The following is a 14,344-nucleotide window of genomic DNA, read 5'->3' on the forward strand; positions in this document are numbered from 1 at the left end:
GAAATAGTTATCAATTTATTTTTAATATTATAAGTGGTTTAAGAAAAAATTAACCATTCCTAAACCATTCTTGGTAATAAAATATATTTCCAAAAAATATAATAAAGAGAATAAGTAAAATGTATATTAATACATTGAAAAAAAAGATAATTAAAGAAACTATTGATAAAATTCGAGTGTCTTTTGATTTTAGCATTGCTCCGAAATGATCTCCGGAATAGTAAATAGTTTTTACCTCATTAGCAAATATTATAGATAAAACTCCAAATATAATTCCTACTAAACTAAAAGAAAAAATATTAAGTATGGTAGAAGTAACCGCTAATACCATATGATTATTAGGCAAGCTATCGTTTTTTTTGTCAGTTGGAAATTTCGAAGCAGCTGAATTTTCATATTGCAAATTTGAATTTTGATCTTCCATAAATAAAATTTTTTTATCTTTTATTTTTTATTAAACCAATAATTTTAAATATTTATTAATTTATGAAATATATTCTTATTTGTAAATCAATATTTAGTAAAAAAATGATTAAAATAAAAATTATTTTTTATTAATCTCAATAATTACAAAAATTATACCTTTTATCATAAATTTATAATCTAAAAGTAATAATTTAAACAAACTATATTAATTATATTATGATCATAAAGATTATATTAGTTATAAATAAAATATTCTAAGCATCTATTATAAAGCAATTAATAACTTTTTTAAAGAGTGAATAGTAAATAACTTTCTATTCACCATAAATATTCTGATATTTGCAAAAAATATAGTAATGATATCTTTAGAAACAACCATTTCCAATAAAAAATTCAGTAACTGTTTGATGAATGCATCGGGTGTAAAATGTATGACGTTAGAAGAGTTATCGAACATGAAAAACTCAGGATCAGGAACTTGGATAACTAAAAGTTGTACCCTATCTCCTAGAGAAGGGAACCCGTCTCCTAGATATGTTGATTTAAAATTAGGAAGCATTAATTCAATGGGATTACCAAATTTAGGTTTTGAATTTTATCTTGATTATGTTCTTAATGAACACAAAGAAGGAAATGATAACTTATTTTTTTCAGTTGCCGGTTTAACGTTAGAAGATAATATAGAAATGTTGAACCAAATTGAAAAGTCTGATTTTCAAGGTTTGGTTGAATTAAATTTATCTTGCCCAAATATACCGGGAAAACCACAAACGGGTTATGATTTTGAAAGAACTGAAGAAGTTTTGAATAAGGTATTTTCATTTTATACAAAACCTTTAGGGGTTAAGCTTCCTCCATACTTTGATATGGTACATTTTGAAATGGTTGCCGAAATTTTAAATAAATACCCGATTCAATTCGTAACCTGCATCAATAGTATCGGAAATGCCTTGTATATTGAAGATGAATCCGTTGTTATAAAACCTAAAGGAGGATTTGGAGGAATTGGAGGAGCTTATGTAAAACCTACCGCTTTAGCTAATGTTAGAATGTTTTATAAATTATTAAGAAAAGATATTTCTATTATCGGATGTGGAGGGGTTGAAACCGGTAGAGATGTTTTTGAACACATCTTATGCGGGGCTTCCATGGTTCAGGTTGGTACACAGTTAATGAAAGACGATACTAAAATTTTTTCTAAATTATCTTCTGAATTAAAAGAAATTATGAAAACCAAAAATTACGCTACATTATCCGATTTTAAAGGTATGCTTAAAGAACTTTAATATTTACTTTAGCTAAATTTTGGTACACTATTTTCTGCTTAAAAAAATAAACTCAAAAATATAATAAAATAAATGTTAACCATAGGTATTGCCGGAGGAACTGGTTCCGGAAAAACAACCGTTGTAAACAACATCCTTAATCAATTGGATTCCAACAGTGTAAATGTACTCACTCAAGACAATTATTATCATTACAATCCTGAGTTGTCATTTGATGAGCGTGAACTGTTAAATTACGATCATCCGAGAGCTATTGATTTTGATTTATTAATCGACCATGTAAAAAAGTTAAAAGCGGGGCAAGCTATTGAAGAGCCTCTTTATTCTTTTATAACCCATTCCAGAACGGAAGATGTTACGATTATTCAACCTAAGGAAATCCTTATTGTCGAAGGAATATTAGTATTGACAAATCCTGAATTAAGAAAAGAATTTGATGTTAAAGTATATGTCAATGTTGATTCTGACGAAAGATTAATTAGAAGAATCAGAAGAGATATTCAAGAAAGAGGCAGAGATTTGGAAGAAGTATTGAGTAGGTATCAATCAACTTTAAAACCTATGCATGAAGAATTTATACAGCCTTCTATGGCTTATGCTGACATTATAATTCCGACAATGAAAAAAAATACTGTTGCAATTGATGTATTAAGTACGGTGATCCAAAATACTTTAAAAAATCGTTCTAACTAAAGAATGGAAAAAAAAGGCAATAAATCGTCAGATAAAAAATCTATCTTCGGTAAACATTGGTATTCCAGTATTTACTTAATTCTTTCCATTTTATTTATTATTTGGATGCTTTTTTTTGATACAAATTCTTATTTAACTCATAAAGAATTAAATAATGAAATTTCCAAATTAAAACACGAAAAAGAATATTATAAAAGTAAATTAGATTCTGAAAATATTCAGTATAAAAATTTAAAAAATAATAAAGATGCTCGAGAAAAATATGCTCGAGAAAATTATTTTTTTAAAAAAAATAATGAAGATATTTTCATAATGGTAACGAAAGATGATTCTATAACGCCAAAATCTAACCCTTAAATCTTACATTAATTAAAAAGTTACATATTTTTTTAGATTTTTAAAATAAATACATTTAAAATGCATATTTTAACATTTATTTCGTTATAACTTTATTAATTTAATTAATAAGCTTTAAAACAACTTATGTTTTTATAATCATTAAAAAATTTAGTATAATATAAATAGTAAGAATAAGATTAATAAGGTAAAAGATATTTATAATGTATGAATTACAAAGATATTAGTAAAGGTATAATTAGCGCTGTATCCGTTATTGCACTCACAGTTCTTTTATTTTTTTTATTATGGAAAATTCGATTTGTCTTAGGTTATATTTTTGTTGCATTTGCCTTTTCTTTAATGGGAAGACCTTTAATGAATTTTCTAAGTGAAAAAGTTCGAATATCTAATACCATTTCTGCTTGTATCACTCTATTAATTATGGTGGGTACTCTTCTTACTTTTTTAAGCTTTGTAATTCCTTTAGCCATCGAACAAGCCGGAAATTTATCTTTGTTGGATACAGATAAATTACAAAATTCAATAACAGAACAAGTAAAATTAATTGATGAAGCCTTACGAAGCAAGCATATCTATTTATTTGAAGATAATTATGCACAATTATTTACTTCAAAGTTTAATTTTAAAATACATATGGATACGCTGCAAAGTGGATTTTCGCTTTTAGCAGAATTAGGTATTTCCATATTTTCTGTAACATTTATTACTTTTTTCTTTTTAAGAGAAAAAGACTTATTTAACAGAATGATCATTGGTGCAGCTCCAACCAATGACATAAAAAAAGTCATTCAGGTGCTCTCTAATATTAAAGATTTATTAACCAGGTATTTTCTTGGATTGTGTTTACAAATATGTTCTATGTTTTTACTTTATTTAGCTATTTTGGGCGGTTTTAACATTAAAGATATGGTAATAATAGCTATGTTTTGTGCGTTTTGTAACCTTATACCTTATTTAGGACCTTTGCTTGGTTTTTTTATTATCAATTTGCTCAGCATGAGCAGTATGTTTTCCTTAGGTATGGACTTTAATACTCAAATTATACCTACCATATTTTGGATCAGTATTTTATATTTAATTGCCCAATTAATTGATAATGCGATATTTCAACCTTTAATTTATGCTAAAAGTGTCAAATCTCATCCATTGGAAATTTTTTTAGTTATGCTAATCTTCGGTATTTTATTTGGTGCTATAGGTGTTACTTTCGCAATTCCCGGTTATACGGTATTAAGAGTCGTTATGAAAAGCTTCTTCAACCGTTTTAAAATTGTACAAGCCATTACAAAAAATTTGTAGTTAAAAAACTTTCAATCTTGTAAAGATTCTATTAATATCTTTTGGTAAAAAATCTATTTTAAAATTAAATAAAGTACTTTATATAAATCAATATTTAAATTATTTACAATCATGTAATTTTGTAACTAATATATAGCATTCAAGAATTGTGATAAATACTCATTTACTACATAAAGAAGTTCAAGAATATATAACTAACCACCTAAATTCTAATATATCGGAATTAAGGTTAAAAAAATCTCCTTTTACGGGGATCTCTTCTCTTGAATTAATTCAACAAATTCAAGGAAAGAAAATTTCTCAAAAAAAATTTCCATTTCTTTATGAGAATAATGAGATCATATACCCTCCGCATATTAACCTTGAACAAGCTTCATCTCAAAGTACGGCTTCATTCAAACAATCAATTATAAACGGTAAAAAGGGTATTGATTTAACAGGTGGTACGGGTATTGATAGTTTTTTTTTATCGGAACAAACTAATGAATTTTATTATGTCGAGCCGAATCTTGATTTGCTTGAAATAGTAAAACATAATTTTACAGTACTTGGTAAAAAAAATGTGAATTTTATTAACAAAACCGCCGAGGAATTTATTTCTACTAATTCTACACATTTCGATTTTGTTTATTTAGATCCATCCAGACGTGATGAAAATAAAAATAAAAAAATCGATTTAAAAGATCTATTCCCCAATATTTTAAACCTAAAAGATACATTATTCAAATTTTCAAAATCCATTTTTATTAAGCTTTCTCCTCTTCTAGATATTCAAAGAGCAATTGATCAATTACCGATTTCAAAAATTTATATTGTATCAGTTAAAAATGAAACCAAAGAATTAATAGTGCAATTGAATCCTGAGGATAAGTTAAACCTCTCCAATCCTTATGTACATTGTATCAATCTGGAATCAGGACAGCCTGATTATTGTTATTTTTGGCAAGAGGAAAAAATATCTCCAGTTCCCTCCTATTCCATTCCGAAATCGTACCTATATATACCCAATTCATCCCTATTAAAATCAGGAGCCTTTAAACAATTAGGTATTAAATTTACTATTGATAAATTACATTCCAATTCCCATATGTACACTTCAGAAAACAAAATTGAAAATTTTCCGGGACGTACTTTCATACTTATTGACAAAAATTTTAATCCTAAAAAAACTATTCAAAAACAATTTAATATAATCAGTAGAAATTATCCGTTAAAACCTGAAGAAATTAAGAAAAAATATAAGCTTGTTGATGGCGGAACTAAGTATTTAATTTTTACACGTTCTTTACAAGGAAATATTTGCATGCTGGCAGAAAGTATCTAGATTGCCAATTTAATATAACTTAATTTTATAACATTTTATATTTTATTTAAGAAATAATTAAGATTATTAAATTTAACTTGCAAAATCATTTTAGAAGAACTAATTATTCAAACATTCATTAAAAAATGTATAAAAAAATTATATATATTATATCATTAATAAGCCTTTTTAATACAACCTTTACCAATTGCAAAAAATCAAATTACGAAGTAAATAAAAGTGTTCAGAATAAAAAACCTTCAATTCCCGGATATTACAATATAAATTTTGATTCTATATTTACTAAAAAGGATAATTATTCTCCGGAAGACGATACCATTGTATATCAGTTGAATAAATATTTCACTCATGTCTGGAAATCAAAAAATTTAAGCGGTGGTATTTTAGTCGCTAGAGGCAACTCCATACTGTTAGAAAAATATAATGGATATTCCAATTGGGAAGATAAAACATTAATTTCAGCCCAAACCTCTCTGCACGTGGCTTCGGTAAGCAAAATTTTAACTTCTTTAGCTGTATTGAAATTAGTTGAAGCTCACAAGATAAATTTAGATCAGAAAGTAAATACCATACTTACCGATTTCCCCTATTCGGATATAACCATACATGATTTATTGACACATCGAAGCGGTCTTCCGGAATATACTCATTTGGTTGATTTGATTAACACTTGGGATAAAAGAAAGAAAATGTCCAATGAAGATGTTTTAGATTTATTTTCAACTCATACTCCATTACTACAATATAAACCGAATACTCATTTTTCATACTCAAATTCTAATTTTGCTCTGTTAGCCTTAATCGTTGAGAAAACAACCAACATGTCTTTTCCGGAAGTCATAAATACAATGATATTTACCCCTTTGGGAATGAAACATTCGTATATACTTCAAGAAAAGGATTTAAAAAAAGCTAATCTATCCTACTATCCTGACGGCAGACCCTATAAATTAAATCACCTGGATTTAGTTTACGGAGATAAAAACGTTTATACTACTCCTGAAGATCTGTTCCGATTAAGTCAGGCCATGTATGCTCCAAACTTTTTACGTAAAGACTTATTAGATCAAATGTACACTCCGTACAGTAATGAAATACCGAACATTAAAAACTACGGATTGGGTATGCGATTAATGGTATTTAAAAACGGAAAAAAATTAATTTATCATACCGGATGGTGGCATGGAAGCAATGCCATATTTATTCATCTTGTGGATGAGAAAGTTACTATTATAGCCATTGGAAATAAATATTCAAATATGATCTATTCGGCTATTCGATTAGCACCTCTATTCGGCGACTATCCTTTACCAAATATGAATAAGTATAAGTACGATTAAATTTACTTATCTTTAAACAGTGTAGTAGTCAACCTTATGTATATTTGGATAGAGTAATACCATAAAATACGTTGAAATTTATTTATATTTGCTTACCGATTAAAATATATTAAATGAACGATTACAGTATTAAAGAATTGTTAGCTAAAGGAAAAAAAGCTTTACAGGAAGAAGTAGTAATTAGAGGATGGGTGCGATCTTTTCGTTCCAATCAATTTATTGCTCTTAATGATGGTTCGGGGCAAAATAATATTCAAATAATAATCAATTACAACGATTTTGATACTGAAACTTTAAAACAAATTACAACAGCATCTTCTCTTTATGTTGAAGGAAAAGTTACTGAAAGCAAAGGAGCGGGACAAGAGATTGAAGTTGTAGCCAATACAATAAAAATTTACGGATATGCTAATCCTGAAGATGTTCAGGAAACTATCTTACAGCCTAAAAGACATTCATTGGAAAAATTGAGAGAGCAAGCACATCTTCGTTTTCGCACCAATACCTTTGCTGCGGTAATGAGGGTTAGAAATGCTTTAAGTTTTGCCATTCACCAATATTTTAATAAAAATGGATTTTGCTATATCAATACTCCTATAATTACCGGATCAGATGCTGAAGGCGCGGGAGAAATGTTTACCGTTACCAATTTCAATTTAGATAATCTTCCTAAAAATGACGAGGGAAACACAGATTTTTCTCAAGATTTCTTTGGAAAAAAGACAAATCTGACCGTTTCAGGACAATTGGAAGCAGAAACTGCTGCTATGGGTCTAGGAAAAGTTTATACATTCGGTCCTACTTTTCGGGCTGAAAATTCAAATACTACTCGACATTTAGCAGAATTTTGGATGGTTGAACCGGAAGTTGCTTTTTATGATTTGGATCAAGATATGGATCTTGCAGAAGATTTTCTAAAATATTGCATCCAATATGCTGTTGATAATTGTAAAGAAGATTTGGAATTTCTAAACAAACGATTTGAAGAAGAACAAAAACAAAAACCGAAAGAAGAAAAATCGGATCAAACTTTACTTGAAAAATTAGATTTCGTATTAAATAATAAATTTATCAGACTTAGCTATACGGAAGCTATTGATATTCTTAAACATTCGAAACCGAATCAAAAGAAAAAATTCAAATATCTTATTGATGAATGGGGAGCAGATTTACAATCTGAACATGAAAGATATTTAGTTGAAAAACATTTTAAAAGTCCGGTAGTGTTATATGATTATCCGGCAAAAATAAAAGCTTTCTACATGCGTTTAAATGACGATCATAAAACCGTACGTGCTATGGACGTTCTCTTTCCGGGTATTGGTGAAATTATTGGAGGATCACAAAGAGAAGAAAGAATTGATATTTTAAAACAAAAAATGAAAGATATGAATGTTGACGAAAAGGAATTATGGTGGTATTTAGATACACGTAAATTCGGTACAGTACCTCATTCAGGATTTGGACTTGGGTTAGAACGCCTCGTTTTATTTGTTACAGGTATGAGTAATATTAGAGACGTTATACCTTTTCCTAGAACCCCTAAAAACGCTGAATTTTAAAATTGATTAATAATTATTTTAAAGATGCTTATATATGTAAGCATCTTTTTTATTATTATTTATTACCATCTTAAAATTTATATTTTATCAACTCTTCTACTATTTTCTTATAGAATTGATGAATAAAATATATTCATTACTAGTCTAAAATCCATTAAATGAAAAGCAATTTCTAAAAAATTTAATTAAATCACCTCTTAGATAATGATATTTTTATTATATGTTTACTATATAATAACTAGTAAAAATTGCTTTAAAAAAAATAAAATCACCAAAAAAAATATTCTGAAGTTTTAATTTAATATAAATTGAAAAATTTAAGACTTTAGCAAAAAAAAATTCATTACAAAAATTATGCCTTTATTTGTATCTTACATATTAATAATGTAAATTTGAATTTATAAACCTTACTTAATCTACTTTTATAAAGAAACTATTTTATGTTAAAACAGGATTTAAGACTAAAACAACTTTTAAAACTATCTCCTCAGCAAATTCAGCTAATGAAACTAGTTCAGCTTCCCACCCTTGCATTTGAGGAAGTAGTAAAACAAGAAATCGAAGAAAATCCTGCCTTGGAAGATAATTCTAATGAAGATTATTATGATTCTGCTGATTCCTTTGATTCCGAAAAAGAATATGATGATTCCGCAGACAATGAGATTATTGAAGCTCCGGATATAAATATCGATGATTATCTAAGTGATGATGAAGTTCCCAGCTATCGGGTACAATCCAATAATTACAGCGATGACGATGATGATAAAGAGTTACCCTATGCTCAATATGAATCATTTCAAGAACATATATGCTCTCAATTACACACATTTAGATTAACGGAAAATGAAGAAGAAATAGCCGATTTTATTGTCGGAAATCTAGACGATGATGGCTATTTACGAAGAGATTTATCATCCATCGTGGATGATTTGGCTTTTACCCAAGGAATTTATACTGATGTTCCGACTATTGAAAAACTGTTAACTAATTATATTCAAAGATTAGATCCTACCGGTATTGGAGCCAGAGACCTCAGAGAATGTCTGTTATTGCAACTCAGAGCAAAAAATCCTTCAGAATCCACGGAACTGGCTTACAAGATTATTAATGAAATGTTTGATGCTTTTACAAAAAAGCATTACAGCAAAATACAGCAAAAATTTTCCATTTCTGAAGAAAAGCTTAAATGCGCGGTTAATGAAATTGAACGCTTGAACCCTAAACCGGGAAAGGCTTTTACTAACAATTCAAAAAATACGGAACAAATTATTCCTGATTTTACAATTAGAATTGTAAACGGAGATTTGGAATTGACGCTCAATGGTAGGAATGCTCCTGAATTAAAAATTTCGAGAGAATATTCTGAAATGTTGGATACATATAAAAATACCGAACACAAATCAAGAGAGCAAAAAGATGCGGTAATGTTTGTTAAACAAAAGTTAGATTCTGCTAAATGGTTTATCGATGCAGTTAAACAACGTCAACAAACCTTGTATGTTACCATGAAATCAATTATGGATTATCAAAAGGAATATTTTTTGACGGGAGATGAAGAACAAATTAAACCAATGATTTTGAAAGATATTGCCGAAATCACCGGTTTAGATATATCCACTATCTCAAGGGTTGCCAACAGTAAATATGTGAATACTCCGTATGGAACTTTGCTTATAAAAGATTTATTTTCTGAAAGTCTTACCAATTCAGAGGGCGATGAAGTTTCCACACGGGAAATTAAAACCATCTTACAAGAAGTCATTGAAAATGAGGACACTAAAAAACCTCTAACCGATGATAACCTGATGAAAATACTTAATGATAAAGGATATAATATAGCAAGAAGAACTATTGCTAAATATAGAGATCAACTCAATATTCCTGTAGCAAGATTAAGAAAAAAAATATAATTTAAATTCATTTTCCATGCAGGTTTATTTAGAACTTTTACAACATATATTAAATAAAGGAACTCGTAAACAAGATCGAACTGGAACGGGTACAATCAGTACTTTCGGATATCAAATGCGATTTGATTTACAAAAAGGATTTCCTCTTGTTACGACTAAAAAGCTCCATTTACGATCCATCATTTACGAATTACTTTGGTTTTTAAAAGGAGATACCAATATTAAGTATTTAAACGATCATAAAGTTCGTATATGGAATGAGTGGGCAGATAAAAATGGTGATTTAGGTCCTGTTTACGGGCATCAATGGAGAAGCTGGGGGGCTCCGAATGGAAAACATATCGACCAGATCTCGGAAATCATCGATCAAATTAAAAATAATCCGGATTCTCGTAGAATTATTGTCTCAGCATGGAATGTAGCAGATATTCCTCAAATGGCCCTTGCACCTTGTCATGCACTTTTTCAATTTTATGTGGCTGACGGAAAGTTATCTTTACAATTGTATCAAAGAAGTGCAGATGTTTTTCTTGGCGTTCCTTTTAATATTGCCTCTTATTGTCTGCTGTTACATATGGTGGCTCAAGTATGTAATTTAAAAGTGGGAGAATTTATACATACCTTCGGAGACGTTCACATTTATAATAACCATATTGATCAGGTAAATCTTCAATTAACGCGTGAACCTCGACCGCTTCCAACATTGCATCTCAATCCTGATAGAAAGGATATTTTCAGTTTTCAATACGAAGATTTTTCCATAGATGGCTATGATCCTCATCCTCATATTAAAGCAGAAGTAGCTGTTTAATAATCAGATATTTTTTATTTTTATAAAGCCAATTATAAGATATAATTAATAGTATAATTATACCTTATAATTAAATAGCAGTAAACGGCTAGTTGATATATTTAACTTCAATCATATTTAATGATGAATTTCTGCTGTCTTTTTCATTAAATATTACCGAAAGCAATCGATTGTCTTTGCCCCTGTTAGTCACTAATACCTTAACATCCGTTCGTTGTTTGATGTTTTCTATATCATCAACTATTTTATAACATTTGGTTTCGACAATTACATCATTAAATTTGTTATAAGTATAATCACAATGAAGGTCTTTATCCTTAATATATCCCGTCATTAAATTTTCGTCATCATAAATATATTCTGTAACCATATGTTCTGATCCATCATCATCTTTATAATATTCTTTTTTAAGATTTCCTTCCTCATCGTATTCATATAAAACGGAGCTGTTAAAATCATTATTTTGATAAATATTCTTTTTAGTTATATTTTCATTTGCATCATAATCAAAATAGGCTTCTTCGGTAGTTTGATTAGCATAGTCGAGTTTCACAGATTTATAAGGTAAACCATTTTCATTATAATAATAAAAGGTATCATTTAAATCATCTATGTGCTGTATAAGAAAATCGTTATAAAAATAATTTACATACACATCTTTCTTGTCCACACAATCGTGCTGAAACAAAGCAATACCCTGTTTATTGAATTCTGTTAATTTACATTTTTTACCGTAAAGACTGTCTTTAACAATATATTGAATACTTTTTAGAGCCTTTTGATCATATAAAGTGTTACTGGTAGTTTCTAAGGGAATAATATGACTGTACGCTTTCTTATTAATATCTTTATAAGTAATTAATTTTTTGAATAAATCAATCATAGCTACATTATCGGATTCCAAATCATTTAATTCAATATTTTTATTATCAACAATCGGTTCATACCAATCTTGTTTGTAAAAATATTTTACATCATCCGAATTTGAAAAACGATATCCATATCTAGCAAAAATTTCATTTTTCATCAATTCCAACTCTTTCGGTTTTTTATCTTTTAAATCTTCAATACCTAAACGAGTAAAAGCAGTTTGCGGATATTTTCCGGGAAATTCTTGAGGGGTTAAGATAACTTCATCATCATTAATACGACAATTCCTGTTTCCGATTTTATCTTTGGTACAAACCATTAATTTAATTTTCGAATTACCTTCGTTGTGAGATTTATCCTTTTCTTTTAAAAATATAAAAGTTGCTTTGACCTGATCTGAAATAAAATTACCGTCTTCAATCTTGATGTTGGTTAATTTTTGTACTTTACGGTGTAAATCGCCCCCTTTTCTGCTGTTAAAATCTAGTTTAATAAACTCACTTATTCCCTGTGCATATGTTTTACCGTCTAGATTTAAAATTTTAATGAAGTAATTTTTTGTATCATTCTTGAAATGAAAAACGGTATTTATTTTAGTAACACTATCTCCCACTTTCTCATCAACTAAAGAGGGTTCAACTCTCATTCCACTTTGCGAATAAATTGTTTTTTTTTGTGCCATAAAAAAAATAGGTATACATACCATTACACCTAAAAATACTTTTTTCATACAAAAATGTTTATTAATGCAAAAATACACAAATATGTATAACCTCAAATTTACCTTATATATTTATGCCAATTTTTATATAATCATGGTTTTTTTAAAAAAAACAAATTAAGCTAAAAGTTGGGTATATAAAACATTTGCATCCATAAATATCAAAAAAATTTAAATATTAATCCTATCATGAATTATATTTATTTAACATATATTAATAATAATATAAAATTTAATTAATTTATTACAATATTAAATAATGCTATCAAAAATAAAATGAATAAGTTTTTTTTTAATTTTTACTGTTCAATTACTTAAATTTTTTTATACCTGACATCTCAGCTCCATCTTCGGGATTTAGATATTTAAATGTGAAGGATGAAAGTATGGTTATAACACCCAAAATGAATAGGGTTGCTTTAAAGCTTGAACTTACTTCGGTAAATATTTCCGATTGATTGAATCCCCTTAAAATTAGAGAACTTAAGGATATTCCAAAACTCACGGATAACTGTTGTGTAACTGAAAGTATCGTATTACCTCCACTTGCATTAGCGGGTGTTAAATCAGCCAGAGAAATGCTATTCATTGAGGTCATTTGAATGGAATTAAAAAAGCCATATAAAACTAAAATAGGAATCAACCAAAACAATGAAGTATTTTTATCCGGAAATGAAAATAATGAAATCGATAAACCTAAAATTATCGTATTCGAGATTAATAAATTTCTATATCCAAATTTCTTTACCAACGGGATTACCCAAGATTTAGCAAAAATGGTTGAAATAGCAGAAAATATAAGCATCATTCCTGATACTGTGGGTGATTTACCGAATCCGACTTGTAACATAAGTGGAAGCATCAACGGAACGCCTCCAATACCTAATCGAGTGATCAAATTTCCTATGATTCCTATTTTTAATGTCCTAATTTTAAATAAGTTTAAATCGATAATAGGCCGAACTATTTTTTTTGAATATATCACATATACACTTAATAAGCTAATACCTATGAGTAATAAAATCAGAACATTAATTATATCGGTCATTCCTTCTCCGGCAAATTCTAAACTTAACGAAAGCAATACTAAACCTAAACTGAATAAAATAAATCCGAAAAAATCAAATTTGCCTGTATTTTTTTTATAGTTTGGAAAGGCTTTCCAGGCAACTAAAATTCCTATGATACCTATAGGGATATTAATTAAAAATATCCAATGCCAACTAGCAATTTCAACTAACCAGCCTCCTAAAGTTGGACCAATAACCGGTCCTATTAATCCGGGAATAGTAATAAAATTTATAACTTTCAAAAGTTGATGTTTAGGATAGGAATAGATCAACGTTAATCTTGAAACGGGAACCATCATAGATCCTCCTATGGCTTGCACAATTCTCATACAAACCAACATTTTCAGAGATACAGAAACTACACATAAGAAAGATCCTATGGTAAAAACAGCAATAGCTAAAATAAATATATTTTTAGATCCGAATTTATCTGAAAGCCAACCGCTTAAAGGAATTAGTAATGCTAACGTTAATACATAAGCTATCAATACCGATTGCATTTCGAGGGGAGATTTATGTAAGTCTTTTGCTATGGAAGGAAGGGCTGTATTTAATATGGTTGAATCCAGAAATTGCATAAATATAGCCATTGCAGCTATCCATGGTAAATATTTTGAAACTTTTCTTTCTGTCATTTTTTATGTAAATCACAAAATAATTTTACAAACCTCT

12 protein-coding genes are annotated in these 14,344 nt (G+C 28.5%); 9 read left to right on the forward strand and 3 right to left on the reverse strand.

The genetic code is table 11. From position 1 onward, the window contains the following. Positions 1–49: 49 nt before the first annotated feature. Positions 50–424, reverse strand: a complete 375-nt coding sequence (locus GFV00_RS01650; RefSeq protein WP_160556565.1) for a CD225/dispanin family protein — start codon at positions 422–424, stop codon at positions 50–52. Between the two features lie 358 nt (positions 425–782). Here GFV00_RS01650 and GFV00_RS01655 point away from each other — a divergent pair, with 358 nt between their 5' ends. From GFV00_RS01655 to GFV00_RS01695, 9 genes are all read left to right on the forward strand, one after another. Continuing rightward, the gene (locus tag GFV00_RS01655) at positions 783–1,712 is read left to right on the forward strand and encodes a dihydroorotate oxidase (protein WP_160556564.1); all 930 of its coding nucleotides are present in this window, start codon (positions 783–785) and stop codon (positions 1,710–1,712) included. A 72-nt stretch (positions 1,713–1,784) separates the two neighbouring features. Then, positions 1,785–2,405 carry a uridine kinase gene (udk, locus tag GFV00_RS01660; RefSeq protein WP_160542185.1) on the forward strand — a complete coding sequence of 207 codons (621 nt, stop codon included), beginning with the start codon at positions 1,785–1,787 and terminating at the stop codon, positions 2,403–2,405. A gap of 3 nt (positions 2,406–2,408) precedes the next feature. Beyond that, complete coding sequence (locus tag GFV00_RS01665) at positions 2,409–2,762, forward strand: septum formation initiator family protein (RefSeq protein ID WP_160556563.1); 354 nt, start codon at positions 2,409–2,411, stop codon at positions 2,760–2,762. 207 nt (positions 2,763–2,969) lie between these two features. Beyond that, on the forward strand, positions 2,970–4,064 hold the full coding sequence (locus GFV00_RS01670; protein ID WP_160556562.1) for an AI-2E family transporter: 1,095 nt from the start codon (positions 2,970–2,972) through the stop codon (positions 4,062–4,064). A 148-nt stretch (positions 4,065–4,212) separates the two neighbouring features. Next, positions 4,213–5,388 (forward strand): class I SAM-dependent methyltransferase, encoded by a 1,176-nt coding sequence (locus GFV00_RS09870; RefSeq protein ID WP_160556561.1) that lies wholly within the window; start codon positions 4,213–4,215, stop codon positions 5,386–5,388. A gap of 125 nt (positions 5,389–5,513) precedes the next feature. Next, entirely contained in the window at positions 5,514–6,728 is a 1,215-nt protein-coding gene (locus GFV00_RS01680) for a serine hydrolase (protein ID WP_160556560.1), read from the forward strand. 113 nt (positions 6,729–6,841) lie between these two features. Then, a complete protein-coding gene (gene asnS, locus GFV00_RS01685; protein ID WP_160556559.1) occupies positions 6,842–8,290 on the forward strand; it encodes an asparagine--tRNA ligase in 1,449 nt (482 codons plus the stop codon). A gap of 440 nt (positions 8,291–8,730) precedes the next feature. Then, positions 8,731–10,200 (forward strand): RNA polymerase factor sigma-54, encoded by a 1,470-nt coding sequence (rpoN, locus tag GFV00_RS01690; RefSeq protein ID WP_160542191.1) that lies wholly within the window; start codon positions 8,731–8,733, stop codon positions 10,198–10,200. 16 nt (positions 10,201–10,216) lie between these two features. Further along, positions 10,217–11,011: a thymidylate synthase gene (locus GFV00_RS01695; protein ID WP_160556558.1), complete on the forward strand. Its 795-nt coding sequence runs from the start codon at positions 10,217–10,219 to the stop codon at positions 11,009–11,011. Between the two features lie 88 nt (positions 11,012–11,099). Here the strand turns inward: GFV00_RS01695 and GFV00_RS01700 are convergent, their stop codons facing one another. Together GFV00_RS01700 and GFV00_RS01705 are read right to left on the reverse strand one after the other, a co-directional pair. After that, positions 11,100–12,611 carry a YARHG domain-containing protein gene (locus GFV00_RS01700; protein ID WP_160556557.1) on the reverse strand — a complete coding sequence of 504 codons (1,512 nt, stop codon included), beginning with the start codon at positions 12,609–12,611 and terminating at the stop codon, positions 11,100–11,102. 301 nt (positions 12,612–12,912) lie between these two features. Next, positions 12,913–14,307, reverse strand: coding sequence for a DHA2 family efflux MFS transporter permease subunit (locus GFV00_RS01705; protein WP_160556556.1), 1,395 nt, complete (start codon positions 14,305–14,307; stop codon positions 12,913–12,915). Positions 14,308–14,344 lie beyond the last annotated feature (37 nt).

The sequence above is a fragment of the Apibacter sp. B3935 genome (genome assembly GCF_009827705.1).
Classification (GTDB): Bacteria; Bacteroidota; Bacteroidia; order Flavobacteriales; family Weeksellaceae; genus Apibacter.

Coding starts and splice junctions, on each gene's coding strand:
- GFV00_RS01680 (WP_160556560.1), top strand. CDS start 5,514: ATGTATAAAAAAATTATATATATTATATCATTAATAAGCCTTTTTAAT.
- rpoN (WP_160542191.1), top strand. CDS start 8,731: ATGTTAAAACAGGATTTAAGACTAAAACAACTTTTAAAACTATCTCCT.
- GFV00_RS01670 (WP_160556562.1), top strand. CDS start 2,970: ATGAATTACAAAGATATTAGTAAAGGTATAATTAGCGCTGTATCCGTT.
- GFV00_RS01650 (WP_160556565.1), bottom strand. CDS start 424: ATGGAAGATCAAAATTCAAATTTGCAATATGAAAATTCAGCTGCTTCG.
- GFV00_RS01655 (WP_160556564.1), top strand. CDS start 783: ATGATATCTTTAGAAACAACCATTTCCAATAAAAAATTCAGTAACTGT.
- asnS (WP_160556559.1), top strand. CDS start 6,842: ATGAACGATTACAGTATTAAAGAATTGTTAGCTAAAGGAAAAAAAGCT.
- udk (WP_160542185.1), top strand. CDS start 1,785: ATGTTAACCATAGGTATTGCCGGAGGAACTGGTTCCGGAAAAACAACC.
- GFV00_RS01705 (WP_160556556.1), bottom strand. CDS start 14,307: ATGACAGAAAGAAAAGTTTCAAAATATTTACCATGGATAGCTGCAATG.
- GFV00_RS01665 (WP_160556563.1), top strand. CDS start 2,409: ATGGAAAAAAAAGGCAATAAATCGTCAGATAAAAAATCTATCTTCGGT.
- GFV00_RS01700 (WP_160556557.1), bottom strand. CDS start 12,611: ATGAAAAAAGTATTTTTAGGTGTAATGGTATGTATACCTATTTTTTTT.
- GFV00_RS01695 (WP_160556558.1), top strand. CDS start 10,217: ATGCAGGTTTATTTAGAACTTTTACAACATATATTAAATAAAGGAACT.